The 24,587-nt window shown below is 70.2% G+C and carries 17 protein-coding genes; 12 read left to right on the forward strand and 5 right to left on the reverse strand.

Annotation, left to right across the window (positions count from 1 at the left end; genetic code table 11):
* The 3 genes from ACWEPF_RS11030 to ACWEPF_RS11040 all read right to left on the reverse strand — a co-directional run bounded on the left by ACWEPF_RS11030 (position 1) and on the right by ACWEPF_RS11040 (position 5,495).
* A complete protein-coding gene (locus ACWEPF_RS11030) occupies positions 1-1,233 on the reverse strand; it encodes a restriction endonuclease subunit S (protein WP_452172352.1) in 1,233 nt (410 codons plus the stop codon).
* Positions 1,230-3,221 (reverse strand): type I restriction-modification system subunit M, encoded by a 1,992-nt coding sequence (locus ACWEPF_RS11035; protein ID WP_452172353.1) that lies wholly within the window; start codon positions 3,219-3,221, stop codon positions 1,230-1,232. Before ACWEPF_RS11035 ends, ACWEPF_RS11030 begins: the two co-directional genes overlap by 4 nt.
* 90 nt (positions 3,222-3,311) lie before the next feature.
* Positions 3,312-5,495, reverse strand: a complete 2,184-nt coding sequence (locus tag ACWEPF_RS11040) for an N-6 DNA methylase (protein WP_452172354.1) — start codon at positions 5,493-5,495, stop codon at positions 3,312-3,314.
* Positions 5,496-5,677: 182 nt separating this feature from the next.
* Between ACWEPF_RS11040 and ACWEPF_RS11045 the strand changes: the two genes are divergently transcribed.
* The 8 genes from ACWEPF_RS11045 to ACWEPF_RS11080 all read left to right on the forward strand — a co-directional run bounded on the left by ACWEPF_RS11045 (position 5,678) and on the right by ACWEPF_RS11080 (position 17,768).
* Positions 5,678-8,107, forward strand: a complete 2,430-nt coding sequence (locus ACWEPF_RS11045) for an AAA family ATPase (RefSeq protein ID WP_452172355.1) — start codon at positions 5,678-5,680, stop codon at positions 8,105-8,107.
* On the forward strand, positions 8,104-8,472 hold the full coding sequence (locus tag ACWEPF_RS11050) for a hypothetical protein (RefSeq protein WP_452172356.1): 369 nt from the start codon (positions 8,104-8,106) through the stop codon (positions 8,470-8,472). Before ACWEPF_RS11045 ends, ACWEPF_RS11050 begins: the two co-directional genes overlap by 4 nt.
* 112 nt (positions 8,473-8,584) lie before the next feature.
* Complete coding sequence (locus ACWEPF_RS11055; protein WP_452172357.1) at positions 8,585-10,219, forward strand: hypothetical protein; 1,635 nt, start codon at positions 8,585-8,587, stop codon at positions 10,217-10,219.
* Between the two features lie 157 nt (positions 10,220-10,376).
* Positions 10,377-11,600, forward strand: coding sequence for a hypothetical protein (locus ACWEPF_RS11060; RefSeq protein WP_452172358.1), 1,224 nt, complete (start codon positions 10,377-10,379; stop codon positions 11,598-11,600).
* 1,099 nt (positions 11,601-12,699) lie between these two features.
* Positions 12,700-14,016: a diacylglycerol/lipid kinase family protein gene (locus ACWEPF_RS11065; protein WP_452172359.1), complete on the forward strand. Its 1,317-nt coding sequence runs from the start codon at positions 12,700-12,702 to the stop codon at positions 14,014-14,016.
* A gap of 138 nt (positions 14,017-14,154) precedes the next feature.
* Positions 14,155-14,754 (forward strand): phosphatase PAP2 family protein, encoded by a 600-nt coding sequence (locus tag ACWEPF_RS11070; protein ID WP_345281931.1) that lies wholly within the window; start codon positions 14,155-14,157, stop codon positions 14,752-14,754.
* A gap of 338 nt (positions 14,755-15,092) precedes the next feature.
* Positions 15,093-16,577, forward strand: coding sequence for a carboxyl transferase domain-containing protein (locus tag ACWEPF_RS11075; RefSeq protein WP_452172360.1), 1,485 nt, complete (start codon positions 15,093-15,095; stop codon positions 16,575-16,577).
* Between the two features lie 234 nt (positions 16,578-16,811).
* A complete protein-coding gene (locus ACWEPF_RS11080; RefSeq protein WP_452172361.1) occupies positions 16,812-17,768 on the forward strand; it encodes a YhjD/YihY/BrkB family envelope integrity protein in 957 nt (318 codons plus the stop codon).
* An 18-nt stretch (positions 17,769-17,786) separates the two neighbouring features.
* On the opposite strand, the gene ACWEPF_RS11085 is transcribed toward ACWEPF_RS11080, so the two are convergent.
* Entirely contained in the window at positions 17,787-19,643 is a 1,857-nt protein-coding gene (locus tag ACWEPF_RS11085; RefSeq protein WP_452172362.1) for a D-alanyl-D-alanine carboxypeptidase, read from the reverse strand.
* A 277-nt stretch (positions 19,644-19,920) separates the two neighbouring features.
* On the opposite strand from ACWEPF_RS11085, the gene ACWEPF_RS11090 reads away from it, so the two are divergent.
* The 3 genes from ACWEPF_RS11090 to ACWEPF_RS11100 all read left to right on the forward strand — a co-directional run bounded on the left by ACWEPF_RS11090 (position 19,921) and on the right by ACWEPF_RS11100 (position 22,067).
* Complete coding sequence (locus ACWEPF_RS11090; protein ID WP_345281942.1) at positions 19,921-20,661, forward strand: GOLPH3/VPS74 family protein; 741 nt, start codon at positions 19,921-19,923, stop codon at positions 20,659-20,661.
* Positions 20,662-21,000: 339 nt separating this feature from the next.
* Positions 21,001-21,858 (forward strand): helix-turn-helix domain-containing protein, encoded by an 858-nt coding sequence (locus tag ACWEPF_RS11095; RefSeq protein ID WP_345281944.1) that lies wholly within the window; start codon positions 21,001-21,003, stop codon positions 21,856-21,858.
* Positions 21,855-22,067: a DUF397 domain-containing protein gene (locus tag ACWEPF_RS11100; RefSeq protein ID WP_452172363.1), complete on the forward strand. Its 213-nt coding sequence runs from the start codon at positions 21,855-21,857 to the stop codon at positions 22,065-22,067. Before ACWEPF_RS11095 ends, ACWEPF_RS11100 begins: the two co-directional genes overlap by 4 nt.
* A 38-nt stretch (positions 22,068-22,105) precedes the next feature.
* On the opposite strand, the gene ACWEPF_RS11105 is transcribed toward ACWEPF_RS11100, so the two are convergent.
* Positions 22,106-23,197, reverse strand: coding sequence for an ADP-ribosylglycohydrolase family protein (locus ACWEPF_RS11105; protein WP_345281946.1), 1,092 nt, complete (start codon positions 23,195-23,197; stop codon positions 22,106-22,108).
* 182 nt (positions 23,198-23,379) lie between these two features.
* On the opposite strand from ACWEPF_RS11105, the gene ACWEPF_RS11110 reads away from it, so the two are divergent.
* Positions 23,380-24,486 carry a tyrosine-protein phosphatase gene (locus ACWEPF_RS11110; RefSeq protein ID WP_452172364.1) on the forward strand — a complete coding sequence of 369 codons (1,107 nt, stop codon included), beginning with the start codon at positions 23,380-23,382 and terminating at the stop codon, positions 24,484-24,486.
* The last annotated feature ends 101 nt before the right edge of the window (positions 24,487-24,587 follow it).

A 24,587-nucleotide genomic window follows, 5' to 3' on the forward strand; every position in this document is an offset into this window, starting at 1 on the left:
TTACTCCGTAACTCCTCGACCGGATGCGGTGGACACGTCGAACTGGCCGGTGACGGCGGCGGTGATGAGGGCTTGGCGGTGCTCGGCAACGAGGGACTCGGATCTCTCGAGCACCGCGCGCAGTGGCCGCAACTGGGTGATCATTGAACCGATCTCGCACTGCTCCGCGATGGGCACGACAGGAATCGGAATTCTCCCAAAAAGATCCCAGTTTCGGAAATCAACGGCCCGTTCGCGAATACTCGTCGCAAAGCCTCCAAGGTACCCCTGGACAGCGAGCGTGCGGAGCAATCTTCCATAGAATTTTGCATCACCACCACCCGCCGGAATGCAGACATGATAAACGGGACTGCAATTACCCTCCGCCTCAGCAGTTCCAATGGCACCAGAAAATCCGTCAAGCCCATGCACAACAACGTCACCAGATTTTACGAACTGGCCCTGCGGATCCGCAGATGCCGACAGCGTGTAGCCTTCGGCGCGCCGCTCTCCTCGCTCCGTGACTTGACCATCTCGATATGCCGTGACAATTCCCGCACCGGCCATCGGACTCCGAACCACTTTCTCCAACAAGCGCCGAATTGGCAACACCGGAGACCCCGTTCCGGGCCGAACGATTTCACTTGCCCCAATTTGCAGAAGCACGCTAGCGTCAATTCGCTCATTCATTAGGGAAAACAGTGCGCGCTTCTTGACAACCAGGTCGTCGATCTTCGCGATCTCGGCATCAAGGAATCCAGCAATACGACGCTGATCCGCAATCGGAGGAATTGGAATCGGGACATTCCCCAACTCCTCTCTTGTGACATGGACCATCCCGAGCGTTCCGCTCGTGAGCTCTCGCTCGATCCAGTGCGTAGCTGCCCGAAGGGACCAATAGAGCCAGTCCTTGTCGCATCCATTAACAGATACGTTGAAAATATGCTGGTTGAGGAAATATGAACCCGCCCTGATCCATCTAAAGGGACCGAAAGACGTGCCAGGATTTCCGGACCACGCAAAAAGCAAGTCGCCTACACCGACCCGATATTTTTCCGGCAGTGCGAGATTCGAATAGTTGAAGCTTTCTGAGCCGTTCAGGTTCTCGATTCGAACGATGGGCGTCCCACTACTCTCCCATGAATCAGACCTGAAAACATATCCATTTACAAAATTTGCCAAATGCTTGAGCGGAACAACCCTCCAAGACCTAGGTACGGATTCGGCATAAGGAAGGCTGCGATACTCGGTCACGACGTCACCTCGCCAAGAAGGCCCTGGATCTCGGCCTCCACGAGCCTAAGTTCCGCGTCGATCTCCGCAAGCGGCCTAGGCGGCTTATAGCTGTAAAAGTTCCTCGTAAGCGGAATTTCGTAGCCAATCTTTGTCTTGCCGTGGTCTACCCAAGCCTCTGGAACGTGAGGCAAAACCTCGCGCTTGAGGTACTCTGCGATATCCTCCCCAAGCGGGACATTCTCGTAGTCACGCAGGTCGGTGTCCGGCTCCGGCACGCCCTTGATCAGCTGGGTCTCACCCTCCCCATCCCTTACGCCGATTGTGTCCCGGATGGCCTTCGTGAATGGCGCGCCAGCTTGCCAAGTCAGGCCCGCCGCGACGACCGCATCCTTGAGCGCGACGAACGCCTCGGACTTGGTCAGCCAGCTCTGGCCGTCCAGCATTCGCACCGCCGCGACGAACTCTTCCGCGTGCTCCAGCTTCTGCACCGGCTTGGCTTCGGCCAGCGCTGCCAGCGTCTCCTCCGTCACCTCGAACCGGAGCTTCAACGGCCGCTCGACCGTGATGCGCTGGTAGCCGAAGTCCTCGTTCTTGAAGACCTTGACCTTGCCGTGCAGCGGGTGCTCCGGGTTGCCGGCGACCTGCAGGGCCTCCCCGTACAACCGGGTGATCTCGCGGATCTGCTGCTCGCTCAGCTCCTTGCGCTTGTCGCCCAGCGACTTCCGCATCTTCACCCAGTAGTCGCGGGCGTCCAGCAGTACGACCTTGCCCTTGTGGTCGGCAGCCTTGCGGTTCGTGAGGATCCAGAAGTACGTGGAGATGCCGGTGTTGTAGAAGAGCTGGTCGGGGAGGGCGACGATCGCCTCCAGCCAGTCGTTTTCCAGGATCCACCGGCGGATGTTGGACTCGCCGGACTCCGCTGCGCCCGTGAAGAGCGGGGAGCCGTTGAAGACGATGGCGACCCGGGAGCCGCCGCCCCCGTTGACGTCGACCGGCTTCATCTTCGAGAGCATGTGCTGCAGGAAGAGCAGCGAGCCGTCGTTGATCCGCGGCAGACCGGCGCCGAACCGGCCGGAGTGGCCGAGGGTCTCGTACTCGTGTTCGACGTCGTCCTTGACCTTCTTCCACTCCACACCGAACGGCGGGTTGGCGAGCAGGTAGTCGAATTTCTCGCGCTTGTGACCGTCGTCGCTGAAGGAGTTACCGAAGGCGATGTTGTCCGGGTCCTGTCCCTTGATCATCAGGTCGGACCGGCAGATCGCCCAGGACTCGGGGTTGAGCTCCTGCCCGTAGACCTCCACCTTGGCGCCCGGGTTGAGCGCGGCAATGTGGTCGTCCGCGGCGCTCAGCATGCCACCGGTACCGCAGGCCGGGTCGAGTACCGTACGCACCACGCCGGGCAGACTCAGCGCGTCCGCGTCGGGCCCCACCAGCAGGTTCACCATCAGGTTGATGACCTCGCGCGGGGTAAAGTGCTCACCCGCGGTCTCGTTCGACTGCTCGGCGAAGCGCCGGATGAGCTCCTCGAAGATGTAGCCCATGTTGTGGTTGGACACGATCTCGGGGCGCAGGTCGAGGTCGGTGAACCGGCCGATGACCTGGTAGAGCAGCTTGGCGTCGTCCAGCTTGCGGATCTGCTGGTTGAACTCGTACTTCTCCAGGACCTCGCGGGCGTTGTCCGAGAATCCGGCCACGTAGAGCTGCAGGTTCTTGGCAGCGTTCTGCGGGTCACCTGCGATCTTCCGCAGGGTGAGGGAGGTCCTGTTGTAGAAGGAGTGACCGGAGGCCTTGCGCAGGAAGCGGTCCTCGTCCAACTCCTGGCCGGCAAGCTGGGCCACCTTCTCGGCAACCTTCTCACGGGTCGGCTCCAGCACACACTCCAGCCGTCGCAGGACGGTGAAGGGCAGGATCACCTTGCCGTAGTCGGCCTGCTTGTAGTCACCGCGCAAGAGGTCGGCGACGGACCATGCGTGGTTCGCCAGCTCCGTGTGCTTGCTGCTGTTCAAAGGGTTTCCCCGGTTCCTCTCGGGCCGTCCACCCACTGAACGGGCGGAGCGTATGCAGTCTGGTCGATGTGGCGTGCCAGTTGAGGCGGTTCAGCCGGATTGGCGCTGGTCGCCGGACGCCGGTGGTAGGAGCGCACCTGCGGTGAGGCCTGCGGTCACCGCGTCTGCGGCCTCCGCAGCCAGGGCGGCCGCTTGATGGGCGGTGGCGCGCAGCTGGTAGGCACTGCGGAAGGCGTCACCGTAGCGACGTTGCTCCGCCAATGGCATGAGGGGGACGCGCAGCCGCAAGGGATTGACCTGGACCGTGGTGGTACCGGTCGACGCGGCAGTGATGTTGGCGGCTGCACCGAGGAATCCAGCGAGGAACCAAGGGTCGACGCGTGACGAGTCCGGGCGGAGCAGGTGCAGGGCGGCACCCAGAAGTGCACCGGCGTCCTTTTCGTCTGCAACCCGAGTCATCGACCCCACGCCACTCCCGCCGGCGACCGCGCGCATCAGCACGTCTCCTTCGATGATCGTCTGAGTGGTGTCCGGATGGGCGTCCCTGATGGTTCCTGAGGGCGCTGTGCCGTCTTGAACGTCACGTGCTGTCAGCACTGGCTGGTGCTCGGTGCTCCCATCCCCGATGCCATCTCCGCTCTTGGAGTCTCGTCCGCCGCTCGGCGCCGCCGCCCGGATCACTGCTAGGGCAGCACCACGAGTGAGATCGGCAACGGTCGCGGTACGCCATTCAAGCGTCGACGTACCGGCCGTCTCCCACTCCCCCTTGCCACTGAACGCGACCAGCTCGTCCAGCTGCGAGCCCAGTTGGTCGTGCAGAGAGGTGATTTTGCGGGCGAGCGCCGCCGGGTCGACATCAGCTGCAGCCGCGTGGACCTGTCGGCCTGGCGTGAGGTCGACGATGTCGTCGAGGAGGTCAACCACCGGAACGGCTCGAGCCAGACCCGACTCATCGGCAAAGCTCTCCGGCTGCTCGCGGTACACGTTCCACGGTGTCAGCACGCGGTCCGCAAGACCGATCCAGTCGAAGGTGGCACTCCCCCGTGATCCGCTCCGTGTGGGAGCGCCCGCACCTCTGGCGTCCGCAGCCTCACCGTCTCCGTCGACGAAGAGCACGGAGGTGCGCTCGGCAGAGCCGGCCTTGGGCCGCTGCAGTATCCAGATGTGCAGGGCAATGTGCAGCGGGTAGGCGACGCGGCCCGGCAGGGAGACGACTGCGCGCACGGCACCGCTGCGGACGAGTTCGGCGCGGATGCGGCGGGCGGAGGTCCGGAAGGCGAGGGCCGGCGGCAGCAGCATGACGACGTACCCGCCGGGCTCGACGTGCGCCAGTGCGTGCTGAACCCAGGCCAGCTCCGACTCGAAGCGTGAGGGGACGCCGTAGGCCCACCTGGGGTCGTAGGCGAGTTCGTCGTGGCCCCAGTCTCGGTCGCCGAAGGGCGGGTTGCACAGCACGGCATCGACCGTCAGGCCGGGAAAGGCGTCGGCGCGCAGGCTGTCGCCAGTGGCGATCATGACCTTGCCCCCCATGGACGGGGTGGGATCGTCAAGCTCGAGAGCTACCGCAGCCCGCTGTGCCTGAAGCGCGAGCGTGTCCTGGCCGTACAGGTCACGTGCGCCGCGCCTGCGGGCAGCGGCCAGGAGTGTGCCACTGCCACAGGCCGGATCGAGTACGCGCACCACGGTCTCGGGCAGCAGTCCCGCCATGAGGTCGGCAAGGCCCTCGGGGGTGCGGTAGGTACCGCTGGCCGCACCCTCGTCGAGTTCGCGCTCCGCCAGGACGTTCAGCGCGGCCTGCGCACCTGCGCCGCGTACACACGCGAGCAGCGCGCGGATCACGCCGGCGTCCTCGTTCTCGTACCGCATGGACTGGGCCTCAGATGCCGTCCCGCCGGAAACGAGGTCATCCGCAAGTGAGGCAAGCCGGTCGTTGGGCAACTCCAAGAGGCGGCCCCGCTCCTGCTCCGGGAGCCGTGCCGCACCTGGCACCAGCGGGAAGAAGCGGGTGGTGTCCGTGCCCGTCCCGAGGAGTCGCAGCGCCGTCCGCAGGTCCTCCTCCGGCGATGCGGCGGAGGTGTGCCCACGGTCGCGGAGCCACTCCTGGACGGTGCCCAGGTCGTAGAGCGGGCTGCTCTCGGTCCCGCCGCTGGGGGCGGGGAAGTCGGTGTGACGCCGCCGCCAGTTGCTGACGGTGGCGCGGGTGACCCCGGCGATGCGGGAGATCTCAGCAGCCGTCACCTGCGCGGACGGCGGCGTTGCTGACTGTTGCGGCATGGAAGTCCCGCCCCTCTCGGAAGTGGACAGTAAACACGCTACACCATCCCGCCAGCGCCAGCATTCGATTGACGATGCTTTCAATGGCATGCTTATCTGGAGCTGCTTGCACGGCCTGTGCTCCGTCCGCCACGACGGCAGCCGTGCCCTCGTCCCCACCTCCTCTTCTCCGGGAGCGCACCATGACGACCAGCACCAGCCCCACACCCGCCACACCCGCGCCGCAGGCGTCGCCGATCTCGGCGGTCGTCCAGCGGTTGGAGTCCTCCGCACTCTCCGAAGAGGTCGCCTCGCTGGTCCGCGAAGCCCTGGAGGGTGTCGAAGACTCCGAGGCCGCCGCCATCCGTGGCGTCTACCTGAAGTCGATCACTGTTGAGGGCTTCCGCGGTATCGGGGAGGCCGCCACGCTCCACATCCCGTCGGGCCCCGGCCTGACCGTGGTGCAGGGGCGCAATGGCAGCGGCAAGTCCAGCTTCGCGGAGGGCATCGAGGTCGCCCTCACCGGGCGCAACCGCCGCTGGGAGGACGAGGACGGCAAGAACGTGCAGACCGCCCAGCAGGATGGCTGGCGCAACCTGCACCACACCGGAGGGCACCGCCTCGAGCTGGAGCTCCTTGCCTCCGGCAGGGTCCGACCGCTCACGCTCACTCGCACCTGGGCCGGCGGCGCGTCGTTCGCCGAGTCCGAGTCGACGGTCCTGGGGCTGGGGCCGACCCCGCTGCCGTTCTCCGCTCTCGGCTGGACGGAGGAACTCCGGTCGTTCCGGCCGATCCTCTCCTACAGCGAGCTCGGTCAGATGATGACCGCCAAGCCCAGCAGGATGTACGACCGGCTCGCCACGCTCCTCGGCCTCGGAGCGCTCAGTGAGGCGGGCGAGCGGCTCGCCGCACGCGAACAGCAGCTGGCGCTGAGCGAGAAGCAGGCAAGGGCCGCGCTGCAGCCCCTGGTATCGGCCCTCGCGGATGTAGCAGACGAACGCGTTCAGGATGCGGTGACGGCGCTCCAGCAGCGCGTCTCGGACAGGGAGCGCATCCGCTCCCTGGTCGCCGGAGCTCCGCTGGCCGACACGACGGAGCTGGCCCGCCTGCACCGGGTGGCCGCGCTCAGCGGCCCGGACATCGACGCGGTGACCGAGGCCGTCGCCCGGCTGCGGGAGGCCATCGCCGCGGCCGAGGACCTCCGGCACGGGGACGCCGGCGACGCACTCGCCCGCGCCGACCTCCTCGACCGGGCCCTGCGGCTGCGCTCCCAGCACCCCGCGGACCACACCTGCCCGATCTGCCTCAGCACGGACCGCCTCGACGACGCGTGGGCTGCCGCGGCAGCCGCCCAGGCCGACCTGCTGCGCGAAGAAGCGGCCGAGGCCCGTTCCGCACAGCAGGCTGTACGGGACTCCACGGACGGTCTGCGGGCACTGATCCACAACCGCGTCGCCGACCTGCCCGACCACCTGCACGCCCTCTGGGACGAATGGGTCGTCTGCCGCGGCATCCGCGACCCGCACGAACTCGCGGCCGCCACCGAGAAGCAGGCGGCGGTACTCGCCGACGCCTGCCGTCATGTACGCAAGGAGGCGGAGCGCCAGCTCGCGGAGCAGGACGAGCAGTGGCGCGGCATCGTCCCCCAGCTGGCATCGTGGCTCGCGCTGGCCGATGCGGTGGTAGAGGCCAAACCGCTGCTGGCCCAGGTCAAGAAGGCGAGGGCGTGGCTGAAGGAGGTGCAGGCCGAGCTGCGCGAAGCACGCATGCGCTCCATCGCGGAAGCCGCGCAGAGCATCTGGCAGTACCTCAGCCAGGAGAGCAACGTCGCCCTGGGCGACGTCACGCTCAAGGGCTCCGAGGCCTACACCGGCCGGGGCGTGGCGCTCAACGTCACCGTGGACGACGTCGATGCCTCCGCCCTGGGTGTCGTCAGCCAGGGCGAACTGTTCTCCCTCGCACTGGCCCTGTTCCTGCCCCGGGCGATGGCCGCGCAGAGCCCGTTCGAGTTCATCGTCATCGACGATCCGGTGCAGTCCATGGACCCCCGGAAGGTCGAAGGCCTCGCCCGGCTGCTGGAGGAGATCGCCCGGACCCACCAGGTCGTCGTCTTCTCCCACGACACCCGGCTGCCGGACGCCCTGCGCTTCCACCGGATCAAGGCCACGATCCTCGAGGTCGGCCGGTTCCGGCGTTCGAAGGTGACCGTCCGCTCCGTCGACGACCCGGTCAAGCGTGAGCTGGCCGCCGCTCGCGCGGTCGCCCGGGACAACAAGGTCACCGCCGCGATCCTCAGCGAGGTTCTGCCCGGCCAGTGCCGCCTCGCTCTGGAGGCCGCCCTCCAGGAATCGGCCCGCCGCACCCTCCTCGGCACCGGCATGAGGCATCTCGCCATCGAGGAACGCATCGGCAGGGCTCGCGAGCTGACCGATCTGGCCGCCCTGGCCCTGTTCGGCGAGATCCGCGGCAAGGCCGACGTGTACCGAGAGATCAGCCGCAGGCTCGGTCCCGACGCGAGCAGCATCGTCGGACTGTGCAACAAGGGTGCCCACACCACCATCCCGGACACGGCCGACGCCGATGCGTTCATCAACCGGGTGGCCGCTGCCACGGAAGGACTGCGATCCCTGTGACTGCTGCAACCGATGTGCTGACCTCGGCGGACCGCATAACCGCCGCCGCATCGCTTCTCGACGCCGAAGCCTCCGGGGCACCGCACCCGCGCGCCGCGGTGTTCCTGCTCCGCCGCGCCCTGGAAGCAGGACTCGACGCCTACATCTACGCCCACCGGCCGGCCCTCAGCCGCTGCCGGACGGAGACCAAGGTCGTCTGGCTCGCCCACCACCTCGACCACCGGTTGGCCGGTCGACTCGCGGCAGTCTGGCGCAACCTCAGCGGGGCCTGCCACTACCAGCAATTCGCGCTGCCCCCGACGGTCGGTGAGCTCCTCGGGTGGCGGGACGAAGTCGCATTCGTGCTGCGGGCCCTTCGCACCTGAAAACATGCAGGCTCAGAACAGCGTCTGTGGCGTTGGAAAAGCTGTTCCTGGCCGCCTGCCGGGAGAGAAGTGAAATGGCCGCCGCACCGCATTGGCCGTGGCTAGTATGCCCATGGCTGTCGATCAAGGGGGATACATGGGAAGCGCCGGAAGGCCCGAATTCCTGCCCAACTGCGAGGTACCGGCACGTTCCAGGAAGCCGAGCGAGGCCACCCTGACATGCCTCGTCAGGTTGGCAGATGAGTCGCTAGCCGACCACTGGCGAACTTCCAGCCTGGAAGCATGCAACATTCGCGGCGGCCCGGCGCTCGCGGCAGCCTCATTCATCGTCCAGACGCCGGGTCCCTGGCACGAGGACTTGCAGCGGATCCTGCATCTGTCCAGAGTGCAGGTTGACCGGCCTAGTTACTCCGCCTCCGAGTACACGGTCGGTCTCTGCTACGTCGCCGGCGCCAAGGGCCTCCCTGCGGGACTGAGGCATCGGGCGGCAGACGCCTTGGCGCACGGCCGTGACGACCTGGGCTACTTGGAAGCCCGCTACCTGCTTCCCAGGAACAGCTGGGATTGGCTTGCGGATGCCGTACGTGACGGGTGGGCGCTGTGGACGGCACACCTCTTCGCCGCGGACGAGACCGCCCCGCTCACTACCCGCATGCGGGTAGGTCTGGCTCTCGCCGAGCACAAGCACCCTGCCGGGTACGTGCCTGAGGCCGTGGAACAGCTTGTAGCACACCAGGGTGCATCGAGCGCGGCTCGTCTCACGCTTGCCATGGCCGTGGCACAACGTGCTCCGAAGGACGCCGTGGGCCTGCTCTGTCGCCTCGCATCGGATCCGATCGTCCAGGCCGGACACCGCATGCACGCTATCGGGCTGCTCGACGAGGTCGACCCGGCGAAAGCCGACGAGATGCGAGCCTTGCAGACCCGTCTACCTTCTTCTCAAACAGCCCGCAAGCAGCGCCGGGAGGCTGTCGGGCGTGCAGAGAAGGAATCCGCGGCAAGGCGCGACCGGGAAACTCCTGAGGCGGCCGTAGAGCGACTTGACTCCAAGATCGAGGAGCTTCTGGGCGACTTGCGCGGGCGAGGTTCGGCGGACTCACTCGCCGATCAGCTCGATGACCACATCGCGGAGGAAAGCTGGGAAGAGGTCGCCCAGGATGTTGCCGACATCTGCCATGTGATCCGTGATGAGGAGGTCGCATCCTCGCTCCGCCTGCTGAAGGTCCTCACGCAGATCCGGTACGGCAACGGGCCGGGTACACCGATGGGGGCTCCCGGCTCCGATGAGCTGGATGCGCGGCAATTCCCTCGGCTGACTCGGGAAGGGCTTAACGAGTACGCACGGGCCGAGGCTGAGCGCGCCTGGGCGTTTTGGAGGGAGCTCGTCGAGGAGCACGGCTGGGATGACGACCAGCTTGGTGAACTCGACCGCCAGGATGAGGAGGTGGCCCGGAGCGTACGCGACTACGTGGAGTGCAAGACCGGCGATCACCTTCGAGAGCTCCAGCAACATCTGGTGTGGGAACTCTGGCCCGGTCTCGCAGACGCTGCAGAGCGCAGGGACTACGGCACCGCACGAGACCTCTTGGCCACCGCAGGCCTCCTTGCGGATGAGGCGGAGAACGCGCTCACTCTCTGGAAGACGGCTTCGGCCGAGAACTACGCATTCGACCCGTTGACGATGTCATGGCCTCGCGAGTTCTGGCTGGTTCTGGAGAAGTGGAAGAAGGGCTGGGCAGTCCAGTAACTTCCGGTGGTTCGACGTTCGGGGCAGCCGGATCCGCCGCGAGGGTGCAGTGCGCGCGTCGACAGCCGGGCAGAGGTCGACTTTTCCGGCGATAGCGGCTCGTGTGACGCCCACCTCAACTACTCTCAACTGCGATGATTCACTACAGGAGCAGGCGATGGACAACAAGATTCGGCTGATCAGTGACGGCGATGGACTTGCGGTCATCGGGAACCCGGCGGATGTCAAGCGCTTCCTCATCTCAGAGGGTCTACTGCCGTTTTCGAAGGACCTCGGATTTCAGAGACTCGGACCTCTCCTCCGCACCGCAGCTGGAATCGCGCAGGCAGGTTCTGAAATTTCCGTTAACTCAGCTTGCTGGCTGAAGTTGACCAAGGAGTCTGCACATCTGGTCAAGAAGTTCGGGTTGATGGAAAGCAAGACACCAGACATCAGTTATGCAATGGTGGGGAATCCTGGCTCAATCAAGTCATGGCTCCAGGTCACGGAGGGCCCTGGCTCGCTCCTGACCAATCCGGCGATTCTTTCCGGCGCTGCAGGGATCATGGCGCAGCTAGCGATGCAGCATGAGATGGGTGAGATCAAGAGCTATCTCGCGGCGATCGACAAGAAGGTCGACGATATTATTCGCGCCCAGAAGGACACCGAGTTGGGGAAGGTGTTCGGAGCGGGCCTCGACATCGAGTCCGCCATGAGCGTTCTGGAACGGGAGGGCCGGGTCGACGATGACACGTGGTCGACCGTGCAGGCGAGGACCCATACGATCACGGACGCCCTGGGCTGGACACTGGGTCGACTCGACGCGCTTGCGGAGAGGCTGGAGAGCACGGCCAAAATCGGTGATCTCGCCAAGACGGTCAAGGAAGCAGGGGCCGAGGTTGAGGAGCTGCTCGCCGTTGTGGCTCGCTGCTTCGAACTTCAGGACGCGCTCGACGTGCTGCGACTGCAGAGGGTGCTGGACGAGTCTCCGGACAAGCTGGACGGGCGTCGGCTCTTGCTGAAGGACGACCGGCAGAAGCGGCGGGAACTCATCTCGCGGAAGATTGAGCGCCTGATGGCACGTATGGATGCGGCCGCCGATACGGCCAACTCGAATGTACTGCTGCACTTGCCCGCGCACCGGACCGTGGTGGGCTCGATCAACCGTGCCGGCATCGCCGTCGATGGCTTCCACAGGCCGCTCGGAATCGAGTCCGGTCGACGCTCGCTGGAGGTGACACGATGGTGGGACGCGGCCCGGGACCCAGCGCAATTGAAGAACGCGACCGCAGAGGTGGGGCGCAAAGGGGGCATGGCAGCGGCCGCAGTGGCCATGGGAGCTGTAGTGGTCTGGGTCGGCCGCACTGCTCTTGACGGCGAGGAACACGGCGAGGAGGAGTGAGCGCACCCCGACCGTCAGCCGTGCGGGCCCTTGGGACTGGACGAGCCAGCCTCCCATGCTGGTTACCTCTCGACGGGCTCGATCCAGCTCGGTGATCGCCGCACGCCCCGCAGCTACGCCTTCACCTGTGCGGAGCCAGGCAACAGGCTCCATCCTCCGGCCATGGCGCGCCTCAGGTCGCCAGAATCCGGCCTCGGGCGGCAGCCGACCTCCGCATCCTGCGGCCAGGGATTCGCTCAGTCCAGGCCAACCAGACCGTCCGGGATCCAACCTTCGATGTAGCCCGCGACGAAGGCCGCCAGGTCGGGCGAGGGGGCGATCACCGTCGAGGAGGAAAGCATCTCCGGATCCGACCAGCGGACCGTTGGACGGCATCTGCCCTGAAGCCGGCTCTCGGCCGAAGAAGCCCTGGCCAGGTAGATCCGTTCTGCCACCCGAACCTGGCCGGCTCCATGAGGGATATGGGCCCAGCGATGCCCGACGGTGTTGCCCCATCTGAACGAGCGCATACCCAACGCGGCCATCCCCCGCGCGACCGCCGCGGCCCAGTTCTCCGTCCTGCGGACAGCAACCACCGGCACCCTCATCCCGCCCTCATATCTGCTCGCGGGAATGAGGGCGACCCGCCCCACTCCATCCAGAACGACAAGGACTGCCTGCCGCCGCACCAGTGGTGCATACATGCACATATCTCGATCATGGCGGCTTCGCTGCAGAGCGCTTCTCAAGCGCGCCATCCGAGGCAGGAAGTAGTCAGGCCGACCGAACGTGAAGCCAGGTGGAAGGCCCTGAAGGTCGGCGGCGCGTTTCCGAACCCAGCGATGCGCGTTTCGGGTGATCAGACGCAGCCTGCCCCGACCTGGGGCTTTGAGGTTTTCTACATGTCCCAATGAGGCGGGGGCCGGTCCCGGGGGACGTGGCGTGGTCGGCGGCGGGCCGACCGCTGACAGACTAGCGGATCGTGCCGGTGGGCGGGGCTGGGCGGGGCTGTGGGGGCTGGGCCGTGGGGGTGCTGCGGCACGGCGGGGTGGGAGCCTGGCGACCGACCGGGCCCGGGTGCGGGAGGATGCGGGGACTGACGGTGCGTGAGGGGGCGGGCGTGGCGGGTGTGGAGGGTGCGGTGCGGGTGCAGCGGTTGGCGCAGGTCGCGGTGGGGTGTGCCGGGGCCGCGGTGGTGGTGCTGGTGCTGATGGTGGGCTGGCGCGGGCTGGGGGTGGTGCTGGCCGGGGCGATCGGGCTGGGGGTGGCGGCGGCCGGGGCCTGGTGGGCGGTGGCGCACCGGGGGGCGGCCCGGGTGGCCGGGGCGGTGCTGGCGGTGGCGGCGCCGGTCTGGGTGCTGGGTTTCCTGGTGCAGAGCGGGCTGGGGCTGGAGGCGGTGCTGACGGTCTCGCTCTGGGCGGGCGGGATGGCCGCCGCCACCGAGGCGCTGCGGCTGGACAAGCGGGCGCGGCGGGCCGAGCAGGTGCCGTCGGCGCCGAGGGCGCTGAAGCCGGTGTTGATCATGAACCCGAAGTCCGGCGGCGGGAAGGTGGAGAAGTTCGACCTGGTCCGGAGGGCGGAGGCGCTCGGGGCCAGGGTGCTGCTGCTGGACGGACAGGACGTCTCCGCGCTGGCCCGGCGGGCGGTGGCCGAGGGGGCGGACCTGCTCGGGGTCGCGGGCGGGGACGGGACGCAGGCGCTGGTGGCGGAGGTGGCGGCCGAGCACGACCTGCCGTTCCTGGTCATCTCGGCCGGCACCCGCAACCACTTCGCGATGGACCTCGGCCTGGACCGCAACGACCCGTCCACCTGTCTGGACGCGCTGACCGACGGCGTGGAGCTGACGGTCGATCTGGGGACGGTCGCGGACCGCCCGTTCGTGAACACGGTCTCCTTCGGCGCCTACGCCGAGATCGTGCAGAGCCCGGACTACCGCGACAACAAGACGGTGACCGCGCTCGGCGCGCTGCCCGACCTGCTGGCCAACAAGATCGGCGCCCGGCTCACCGCCGAGGCCGACGGCACCCGGCTGACGGACCCCCAGGCCTTGCTGGTGAGCAACAACCCCTACGAGACCGGCGACCTGCTCGGCGCGGGCAGCCGCCCCCGGCTGGACACCGGCCGGCTGGGGGTGCTCTGCCTGAAGGTGGAGGGCGCGGCGCAGGCGGTCGAACTGGCGCTGCGCGGGGAACAGGCGCAGGGGCTCACGGTGCTGACGTCCCGTGAGGTGACGGTCCGGGCGGAGGCCGGGACGGACACCATCCCGGTGGCGGTGGACGGCGAGGCCCTGACGCTGCCGACGCCGGTGCGCTGCACGGTCCGCGCGGGGGCGCTGCGGGTCCGGGTGCCGAGGGACCGGCCGGGCGCGGAGCCGGTGGCGCCGCTGCGCGACTGGCGGCGGGTCTGGCAGCTGGCCTCGGGCGAGGCGGCCTCCTGATGGCGGGGCACGGACACGGGCACAGGCGTGGAGCACGGGCTCAGGGGTGGCCCGGAGACGGGCCCGAACGGGTGCCGGTGCGAGGGCCGGAGCTGATGGTGCGTGAGGATGGCGGGGAGACGAGGGAGGTGACGGTCGATGCGTAGCCCGACGACCGGTAGGTGGTGGCCGCTGTCGCAAGCGGTGGTGCTGGACCTGGCGGCGCTGGACCGCTCGGTGTACGGCGCGGTGGCGGCGACGCCGACGCCCGCGCTGGACGGGGTGATGCGGCGGCTGTCGGCGGCGGCCGACCACTCGAAGCTGTCGTTCGCGGTGGCCGGGCTGCTGGCACTGCGGGGCGGTTCGGCGCGGCGGGCGGCCGTGCTCGGGGTGGCGGCGATCGGGCTGGCCTCGGCCACCGCGAACCTGCTGGGCAAGAACCTGGTGCGGCGCGAACGGCCGGACCGGGCGGGGGCGCTGGTGCCCGAGGCCCGGCACGTCCCGATGCCGTCCTCGGCCTCCTTCCCCTCCGGGCACTCCGCCTCGGCCTTCGCCTTCGCGGTGGCGGTCGGCGCCGAACTGCCCTCGGCGGCCGTCCCGCTCGCCCTGCTGGCGGCCACCGTCGCGTACTCGCGGGTCCACACCGGGGTCCACTACCCGGGCGACGTGGTGGCCGGCTCCCTGCTGGGCGTCGCTGCGGCCACGACGGTCCGTCTGGCGGGCACGGGCACCTTCGGCCCGTCACCCCGGACCAGCTGACACCCCGTCGACGGCGGAGGCCGACGGCCCTGAGGCACGGCCACAACGCGCCCGGCGACTCCGGACCACCGGGGTTGCCGGGCCACCGGCGGCCCGCAGGCCGAGCGGACCGAGCAGCCGAACGGGCCGAGCAGCCTCACGGGCCGCACCAACCCCTCCGCCCCGCCGAAGACGCCCGGCGACCCCACACCGCCCCCGCCGGAGGCGCGTGGGCACCACCCCCACGGAGACGGCGAGCTCACCCCACGACGGCACAAGGCGGGCATCCCCCGGCGCCCCGCCCACCCCCGCCGGAGGCGAGTGAGCACCGCCACAGGCTGACGTCCTGCCGCCCGGGAATGGTGCGGTCAGGACCGGACCGGGAGGACGAGTTGACGGCGGAGCGGATGATCGGGCTGCTGGCGGATGCCGGGAGCTTCGAGTGCTGGGACGAGCCGGTGCGGCCGCCGGAGGCGAATCCGGCGTACCGGGAGGCGCTGGAGCGCGCCCGGGAGCGGACCGGGCTGGACGAGGCCGTGACGACCGGCGTGGCACGGGTGGCGGGGCGTCAGGTGGCGCTGGTGGTGTCGGAGTTCGGCTTCCTGGGCGGTTCGATCGGGGTGGCCACCGCCGAGCGGATCACCCGGGCGGTGGAGCGGGCCACGGCCGCGCGGCTGCCGCTGCTGGCGCTGCCGGTCTCGGGCGGGACCAGGATGCAGGAGGGCACCGCCGCGTTCCTCTGCATGGTCCGGATCACCGCCGCCGTCCAGGCCCACCGGGCGGCCGGTCTGCCCTACCTGACGTACCTGCGCAGCCCGACCATGGGCGGGGTGTTCGCCTCCTGGGGCACCCTCGGCCATCTGGTGCTGGCCGAGCCGGGGGCCCGGCTGGGCTTCCTCGGGCCGCGGGTGTACCGGGAGCTGCGCGGGGTGGAGCTCCCGGAGGAGGTGCAGCGGTCCGAGACCCTGGTGGCGCACGGTCTGGTCGACGGCGTCGTCCCGCCGGAGCGGCTGGCGCGGACGGTGGCCCGGGCCCTCGCGGTGCTCGCCGACCCGCCCGGACCGGCCGGGCTGCCCGACCCGGAGCGGCCGGCGGAGCCGGTGGACGCCTGGGAGGCCGTGCTCCGCAGCCGCGCCCCGGACCGCCCCGGGACGGAGGCCGTGCTCGCGGCCGCCGACCTCGGCCTGCTGGAGCTGGCCGCGCCGGACTCCGCACTGGTCCGGGCGCTGGCCCGGTTCGGCGGGCAGCCGGCCGTGGTGGTGGGGCAACGGGCGGGCGCCGAGCGGCCGTTCACCGCCGCCGATCTGCGCAGCGTGCGCCGGACCGCCCGGCTGGCCGAGCAGCTGGGCCTGCCGCTGGTGACGCTGGTGGACACCTCGGGGGCCGAACTCTCCGTGCAGGCCGAGCTGGACGGCCTGGCGCTGGAGATCGCCCGGACCCTGGAGACGCTGGTCGCACTGCGCACCCCGGTGCTGGCGGTGCTGCTCGGCCAGGGTTCGGGCGGCGGGGCCCTGGCCCTGCTGCCGGCCGACACCGTGCTGGCGGCGGCCAGCGGCTGGCTGGCCCCGCTGCCGCCGGAGGGCGCCTCGGCGATCGTGCACCGGGACGGCGGGCACGCCGCGGAGCTGGCCCGCGCCCAGGGCATCGGGGCGGCCGACCTGGTCGCGGCGGGCCTGGTGGACCGGGTACTGCCGGAGGGCGACGACGAGGGCCCCGGCCCCGGCTTCGCCAACCGGGTCGCCCACGCCATCGGTACGGGCCTCGCCGACCTGACGGCCCGTCCGGACGAGGAGCGGCTGGCGGCCCGCGCCGCCCGCCACCGACGGCTCGGCGGCAGCGCCTGACCCCACCCCCGACCGTCCCGTGGCACACCCGCCGGGTGACGGCCCGTCCGGACGCGCGCGCCGGTCGTCGCCCACCCCGCCCTCCACCCGACCCGGCCCCGCGACCCGACGCCCCGAAGGCTCGACCGCCCCGCCACACCCCCTCGGGTGACGGAACGTCAGGCCCCGGTCGCGGCCCGCCCTCGCCCGGGTGAGGATGGCCGTGGGGGACGGCCGAGCCAGTGGGAGGTACGGGTGTCCGGTTCGCTGCCCAGCGCGGGCGAGGAGCCCTCACCGCAGCAGCCCTCGCCCCAGCAGCCCTCACCTCCGCGGCCGGGCCGGTCGGCCCGGTTCAAGGCCCGGCTGGCCGTACTGGCCACCACCGCCAAGGGACTGCCGGACCGGGTGCCGATCGTCGGCCGGGCCGTCGGCCAGCTGATCCGGGTCAACCTGCTGGACAACGCCACCCGGCTGGCCGCCCAGGCCTTCCTCAGCGCGCTGCCCGCGCTCTTCGTGGTGGCGGTCTTCGCCCCCGCCTCGGTCCGGGACGGCGTGGTCGGCTCGCTCCGGGACCAGCTCGGCCTCCAGGGCGAGGCGCAGCAGCAGGTGCGGCAGCTGCTCTCGGCCGGCAACGACGACGTGACCCAGAGCTTCGGGGTGATCGGCGCGCTGGTCACCGTACTCTCGGCCACCGCGCTGAGCCGGGCCATGCAGCGGGTCTGCGAGCGCTGCTGGGACCTGCCCAAGTCGGGGGTTCGGCTGGCCGCCTGGCGCTGGCTGGCCTGGTTGGCGGCCTTTCTGGCCTTCCTGGTCTTCCAGTCGCCGGTCCGGGAGGGTTTCGGGGCCGGGGCCTGGCTGGGGCTGCCGCTCTACCTGGTGCTGGCCACCGTCCTCTGGTGGTGGACCCAGCACCTGCTGCTGGGCAACCGGGTGCGCTGGTACCCGCTGCTGCCGGGGGCGCTGCTCTGCGGGGTGGCCGCCCTCGGCCTGGGCCTGGCCGCCAAGGTGTACCTGCCCCGGGCGGTGACCCAGAGCGTGGACCGGTTCGGCCCGTACGGCGTGGTGTTCACGTCCCTGAGCTGGCTGATCGTGCTGTTCACCGCGATCACCCTGGCGATCTCGCTCGGCCGGGTGCTCGCCGAGGAGCCCGCCCTGGAGCGCCTGCTCGGAACACCGGACGAGCCCGGCCGCTGGGGCGGCCGGGCTCGCTGAGGGGGTGCGGACGGAGCGTCAGAGCAGGCGCAGCAGCCGGGACGCGATCGACGGCGGCGCCAGGTCCGACTGGAGCGTGACGGGCACCTCGACCCGGTCCTCGCCCTCGCCGGCCGCGATGGTGCCGACCTGGGTGCCGGCCTTGGCGGTGTGGCCGAGGCCCTCGGTCCGCATGGTGAGCTCGGCCTTCACGCCGGACCAGCCGGCCACCGTCAGGTCCTTGGCGGCGACCACCGGGACGGTACCGCCGAGGCCGTCGTCCACGCGGCCGACCACCTCGCCCTGCTTGGCCAGGGTCTGGCCGGTGAGGCCGTTCTGCGCGCTGGTGATGATCTTCTGACTGGCCGTCTGGGCGGCCTTCAGCAGGTTGTCGGTGGCGGTCGCGGGCTGGCCCAGGGTGACGCCGAGGATCAGCCGCTTGGTGCCGCCGATGTCCTTGGTGGCGGCCCACATCAGGCAGGAGCCGGCGGGGGTGCTGGAGCCGGTCTTGACGCCGATCACGCCGTTGCGGGCGGAGAGCAGCCCGTTGGTGTTGTAGATCCGCTGGTTGTTGAAGGTCATGTCCGGGGTGGCGACCACCTGGCGGAACACGTCGTCGTCCATCACCTCGCGGGCCAGCTTGAGCTGGTCCTTCGCGGTGCTCTTGGTGTTGTTGTCGTAGCCGGCCGGGTCGGCGTAGGTGGTGTTGGTCATGCCGAGCGCCTTGGCCTCGGCGTTCATCTTCTCCACGAACGCGGCCTCGGAGCCGGAGTCCCAGCGGGCCAGCAGGCGGGCCACGTTGTTGGCCGAGGGCAGCATCAGCAGTTCGAGCGCCTCGTACTCGGTCAGCTTCTGGCCCTCGGTCAGCTGGGCGCGGGACTCGTCGGTGTTGGCCGACTCGGCCGCGGCCTGCTTGTCCACCGTGATGACCGGGCCCGGCTCGCCCTTCTTCAGCGGGTGGGCCTTGAGGATCAGGTGGGCGTTCATCACCTTGGTGACGCTGGCGATCGGCGCGGGGGTCTCCGGGCCGGAGCTGCCCAGGCTGCCGACCCCGACCACCTCGGCGGCGGCCTGGCCCTTGGCGGGCCACGGCACCGTCAGCTGGTCGCCGGAGAAGGTGTAGGAGCCGGCCAGCGAGAGCTTGGTCCTCGGGTCCGGCAGCGGGCGCAGCAGCTGGGCCACCACCACCGCGCCGATCACCACGGCCAGGAAGACCGTCCAGATGGTGATCCGCTTGACCGCCCTTCGGAACGGCGAGACCGGACGGGCGGAGAGCGCGGCCAGCACCTCCATCGCCTCGGAGGTGGTCTCCGGCACCGGGGCGGGCTCCGGCTCGACCACCGGGGGCGCGCTCGGCTCGGGGACGGTCCAGGCCTGCACCGGCGGCTTCACCGGGGCGGGCTTCTCGAACTTCTCGGCCACCGCGGGCGGCGCGACGGGCGCGGCCGGCGACGCGGCGGGTACGGCCGGCGGCTCGGCGGGCGCGACCGGCTCGGCGGATTCCCGCACGTCAGCGGCCTCCACCTGCTCCGCAGGCTCCGCCTCCTCCACGGCGGCGGGCACGGGCTTCTTCACCACCGGCTCGGCGACGGCCTCGGCAGCGGGCTCCTCCGCGGTCGGCTCGGCAGCCGGCTCGGCGGCCTCCCCGGCGCCCTTGTCGGCAGCCTTCGCGGTGGCCGGTTCGACCTGCTCCGCAGGCTCCGCGGGCTCGGTGTCCTCGTCCGGCACCCGCAGGTGCGTGGTCGCGTTGTCCACCGGCAGTCTCAGCATGGTGGTCCGGCTGTCCACATCACGGACCCTCAGCTGGACGGTGGAGCCGTTCGGAGCCGCCTCGGCGACCGCCTCCCCCTCCACCGTTTCCCCGTCGCGCCGCACCTTGTCGGGGGACTCGCCCACGTAACCCATCCTCCTCGTCCGCCGGACCGGCCGGGGCAGATTTCCGCCCGCCGGTTAGCTCTCCAGTCTCCGCTACCGGGACCGTAACGACCGTCACACCCCGCCCGACCGGCCGTTATTCGCTCGGACCGGCCCGTCCGGGGGCATTCCCTGCCTCAGACGCCGGCCCCGGCGGGCCCGGTTCCCGCCCCCACCGCCAGGTCACAATTCGGAGGCGTACTCGACAAGCCGCTGTGAGAGGCGTCACTCTGTCATTCATCCACGCGGGGAGGCTTGGATGGGCAAGAGCCGCAGAACTATTCCCGAGGAACTCCTGTTGCTCGCCCTGGACCCGACCACGGGTACCACGGCGCAGCCGCAGACCCTCGACCTCGGACTCGCCGGGGCACAGCTCGTCGAGCTGTCCCTGGCCGGAAGGATCGTCCCTGACGGGGACCGGATCGCCGTGGTGATGGCACGGCCGACCGGTGATCCGACCTTGGACCACGCACTGGAACTGCTGCGCCGTCGTGGCAGTGCGGTGCGGGCTGCACACTGGATCGGCGGGCCCCGGCTGGGGCTACGGCAGACCTACCTGGCGCACCTGGAGCGGTGCGGCATGGTGACCGCCGTGCCGGGCCAGGTGTGCGGCGTGCTGCCGACGACGCGGTACCAGGCGTCGGACGACTGCACCAACGCCGCCATCAAGCAGCGGCTGGACACCGCGATCCGGACCGGGGTCCCACCGGACCCCAGGACGGCCGCGCTGGCCGCGCTGGCGCACGCCGTCGGCCTGGGCAAGCACCTCTACCCGGGCAACGAGGGCCGGTCGTCGCGGTCACGGCTGCGCGACCTGATCCGGTACGACCCGCTCGGCGGCATGGTCGCCCACGCGGTGATGGACGTTCAGAACGGCCTGCCGGGGCAGGCCCGGGGTGCGGCTCCGGCCCGTCCCGCGGTCACCGGCCATCCCGTGCCGAGCCGTCCGACCGCGGGCGGCAACGGCCGGGGCCTGGCGGGTCGGGCGGTGGCGCGCTGACCCCAGCGCGCGGCCGGCCGGGTGCGGCACCGCGGCACCACCTCGCACGAGCTCTCGGGGCGGCCGCTCCAGACAGTTGGTCAACTGTCTGGAGCGGCCGCCCCGTTGGCGTCTCCGGGGTCGGATCGCCATTACCGTACGGGTGACCGTGGACGCAAGGGCCGCGATCCCGTTTGAGTGCTTTTACGATGGTCTGTTCTTGTGAGCGAAGGTCATTCCCCCACGCCAGGGCGGGTCGAGATGACATGCTGCTCCACGTCAGGGGGGTTGGTACCAATTTCCACACTCTTCCGAGGCGCACCTCATCCGGGTGCGCCAGAGGTACGGCCGGAGGTCGACGTGTCCGCCAACATCAATCCGACGGTCCGGCGCCGCCGACTGGGCGCCGAACTGCGGCGCCTGCGCGAGCAGAAGGGCATGACGGCCGAGGAGGTGGCCGGCCGCCTGATGGTCTCCCAGTCGAAGATCAGCCGCCTCGAGAACGGCCGCCGCTCGATCAGCCAGCGCGACGTCCGCGACCTGTGCGACGTCTACGAGGTCACCGACGAGCGGATCCGGGCGGGGCTGATGGAGATGGCCAGGGAGTCGCGCCAGCGCGGCTGGTGGCACGAGTTCGGGGACATCCCGTACTCGGTCTACATCGGCCTGGAGGCCGAGGCCAGTTCGATCCGCGCCTACGAGTCCTCCTTCGTCCCGGGGCTGTTGCAGACCCGGGAGTACGCGGCGGCCGTCGTCGAGGGCACCCAGCCGGACACCGACGCCGGGGCGGTGCAGCGGCGGGTCGAGGTACGGATGAAGCGGCAGAGCCGGATAAACGGTGAGAACCCGCTGGGCAGCCTCTGGGTCGTGGTGGACGAGGCGGTGCTGGCCCGCGAGGTCGGCAGCCCGATGGTGATGGCCGATCAGCTGCACCAGCTGATCGAACTGAGCGAGCGTCCGAACATCAACCTTCAGGTCATCCCGTTCCGCCACGGGGCCCATCCCGGCATGACCGGGACATTCTCCCTGATGGAGTTCCCGGAGTCGGCGGATTCGACGGTCGTCTACTTCGAAGGAGTGACGGCCGACCTCTACCTCGAGAAGGACGCCGACGTCCGCCGCTATACCAATCTGTACGACCACCTGCGGGCCGCAGCGCTCAGCGTGGCGGAGAGCCGCACACTGATCAGATCCTATGCAGAGGGGTTCAAGAGATGAGCACCACGTCCACGCGAGGCAGTCTCACCTGGCGCAAGAGCAGCCACAGCGGTGGCAACGGGGCCTGCGTCGAGATCGCCGTGCCGAACGGCTCCACCATCGCCGTCCGTGACTCCAAGGACCCCGAGGGCCCGCAGCTGCACTTCTCGAACGCGGCCTGGGCCGCCTTCGCCACCGCCACCGCGGCCGGCGACTTCGGCCGGATCTGACCCGCCCTCAGCAGCGCCCCCGACGGAGCGGTGCCCGGTCAGACCGGGTACCGCTCCGTCCAGGCACGGCCCCGCAGTTCGCCGCCGTGCAGCAGCTCCAGCACGAAGTCGTCGGCGAGCTCCAGCAGCGTCCCCCGGCCCTCCAACTCGGCCACCAGCTCCGGCGGCAGCGCCGTCTCCCCGTGCACCACGCCCAGCAGGCCGCCGCAGAGCGCCCCGGTCGAGTCGCTGTCCCCCGAGTGGTTGACCGCGAGCAGCAGGCCGGACTTCACGTCGTGCGCCACCAGCGCGCAGTAGACCCCGATCGACAGGGCCTCCTCGGCCGCCCAGCCCTCCCCCAGCTCCTCGACCCGCGCCGCCCCCGGCTCCCCGGCCCGGACGGCGTCCAGCGCCCGGCGCAGCGCCGCCGTCGTCTCCTCGTGCCCCGGGTGGTCGGAGAGCGTGGCCAGCGCCTGGTGCACCCCCTCCTCCAGCGTCCCGCCCCGGGCGGCCGCGTGCACGATCACCGCGAAGGCGCCCGCCGACAGGTAGGCCGCCGGATGACCGTGCGTCAGCACCGAGCACTCCACCGCCAACTGGAACACCAGGGCCGGGTCCCAGGCCGTCAGCAGGCCGAACGGGGCCGACCGGACCACCGCCCCGCTCCCCCGGGCGTCCGGGTTGCGCGGCTCGCCCAGGCTGCCCGGCACGGCGGCCTCCGGCCCCGAGAGCGCGGCCAGCGCGGCCGGCTCCGGCGAGCGCTGCGCGTACAGCCACTCCTGCCGCCCCAGCCAGCCGAGGTCCGCCCGGCGCTCGTCCGGGCCCCAGTCGTGCTGGGTCGCGGCCCAGCGCAGGTACGCCCGGTGCACGTCGGTCGGCGGGTGCCAACTGCCGCCGTCCCGCTGGGCGTGCGCCCGTATCAGGCCCTCCACCGTGAACAGGGTCAGCTGGGTGTCGTCGGTGACGGTCCCCGGGCGGCCGTACGCGGCCACGTAACCCGTCACTCCGTCAGGTCCGTGGGCCGCCAGGATCTTCTCCAGCGAATCGCCCTCGATCCCGGCCCCGAGCGCGTCTCCGATCGCACCGCCGAGCAGGCAGCCGCGGACCCGGCTGCGGAAGTCCTGCTGCTGGGCACGGGACCACAAGGCCATCACGGGTACGGCACCTCTTCTCGACACGCCGCGCACCGCCCCCCGGAGCGCGCCCTCGCACTGTATTCGAATACCTCACCACGGGGCGCCGCGGTCCGGAACACCAGCCCTTCAACAAACTGTTGCCACCGCGCCATCCGCGGGCCACCGGGCCACACCCCGGGCTTCCTACCGTCCGCTCCATGACCACCACCCGCACCCGGTTCGCCGTCGCCGTCGCCCTGACCGGCGCCCTCACCCTCGGCACCACCGCGCTGGCCGCCTCCCCCGCCCTGGCCGACTCCGCCGGCCACCACGCCCAGCAGTCCGCGCACCGCATCCCGTTCACCGCCGCCACCGTCACCCAGCGGGCCGACGGCACCTTCACCCTGACCTGGGCCGCCCCCACCGCCCGCAGGGTCACCGTCTACGCGGGCACCGACCGCGACGCGATCCGCCACCGCACCGCCGTCGCCCGCGGCGCCGGCTCGGCCACCGTGACCGTCTCCGGCCTGGCCGCCGCCGACCGCTGGTACTTCGAGCTCGTCCCGGACCGCGGCGAGTCCCTGACCGTCGCCGACCGCTCCCTGCACCTCGCCTCCGCCCCCAACTTCCGCGACGCGGGCGGCTACCGCACCGCCGACGGCCGCTGGGTGAAGATGGGCGAGGTCTACCGCTCGGACGACCTCTCCAAGCTCACCGACGCCGACCTGGCCAAGCTCCAGCGCCTGGGCATCCGTCAGGTCTTCGACCTGCGCACCCCGGCCGAGCAGAAGGCCGCCCCCGACCGCGTCCCGGCCGGCGCCACCGTCACCTCCGCCAACGTGCTCGGCGTCGAGGACACCGGCGCCTTCAACGTCACCTCCCCGCAGGCCGCGGTGCAGGCGATGATCGACGCCGAGAAGGTCATGGTCTCGGCGGCCAGCGCCAAGTCCGCCTACCGCGGCGTCCTGCGGGCCGCGGACGACCGCGGCGCGGTGCTCTTCCACTGCACCGCCGGCAAGGACCGCACCGGCTGGGCGGGCGCCTCCCTGCTCACCGCGCTCGGCGTCCCGAAGGCCACCGTCGAGGCGGACTACCTGGCCAGCAACGACTACCGCGCCGCCGCCAACGCCGCGGTCCTGTCCCACCTCCCGGCGTCGTACCAGGCGATCTACAAGCCGCTCCTCGACGTCCGCCCCGAGTACCTCAACTCCGGCTATGACGAGGTCACCGCCAAGTACGGCACCTTCGACCGCTACCTCAAGAACGGCCTCGGCCTCGATCGCACCGAGCTCCGCCACCTCCAGGACCGGCTCCTCGTCGGATAGTGGTGATGCCTATGGGGGCGCGGGGAACTGCGCGAACCGGAAGGCGGCTCGCCTGCAACTGAGGGCACGTCAGCCAGTTGCACGTGCTGCCGTTCCCCTGC

The sequence above is a fragment of the Kitasatospora sp. NPDC004289 genome, from assembly GCF_053602875.1.

Excerpts from the sequence above, each read along its gene's own strand:
- ACWEPF_RS11040 (WP_452172354.1), bottom strand. The coding sequence starts at position 5,495 with ATGCCGCAACAGTCAGCAACGCCGCCGTCCGCGCAGGTGACGGCTGCT.
- ACWEPF_RS11045 (WP_452172355.1), top strand. The coding sequence starts at position 5,678 with ATGACGACCAGCACCAGCCCCACACCCGCCACACCCGCGCCGCAGGCG.
- ACWEPF_RS11055 (WP_452172357.1), top strand. The coding sequence starts at position 8,585 with ATGGCTGTCGATCAAGGGGGATACATGGGAAGCGCCGGAAGGCCCGAA.
- ACWEPF_RS11060 (WP_452172358.1), top strand. The coding sequence starts at position 10,377 with ATGGACAACAAGATTCGGCTGATCAGTGACGGCGATGGACTTGCGGTC.
- ACWEPF_RS11070 (WP_345281931.1), top strand. The coding sequence starts at position 14,155 with ATGCGTAGCCCGACGACCGGTAGGTGGTGGCCGCTGTCGCAAGCGGTG.
- ACWEPF_RS11075 (WP_452172360.1), top strand. The coding sequence starts at position 15,093 with ATGGTGCGGTCAGGACCGGACCGGGAGGACGAGTTGACGGCGGAGCGG.
- ACWEPF_RS11090 (WP_345281942.1), top strand. The coding sequence starts at position 19,921 with ATGGGCAAGAGCCGCAGAACTATTCCCGAGGAACTCCTGTTGCTCGCC.
- ACWEPF_RS11100 (WP_452172363.1), top strand. The coding sequence starts at position 21,855 with ATGAGCACCACGTCCACGCGAGGCAGTCTCACCTGGCGCAAGAGCAGC.
- ACWEPF_RS11105 (WP_345281946.1), bottom strand. The coding sequence starts at position 23,197 with ATGGCCTTGTGGTCCCGTGCCCAGCAGCAGGACTTCCGCAGCCGGGTC.
- ACWEPF_RS11110 (WP_452172364.1), top strand. The coding sequence starts at position 23,380 with ATGACCACCACCCGCACCCGGTTCGCCGTCGCCGTCGCCCTGACCGGC.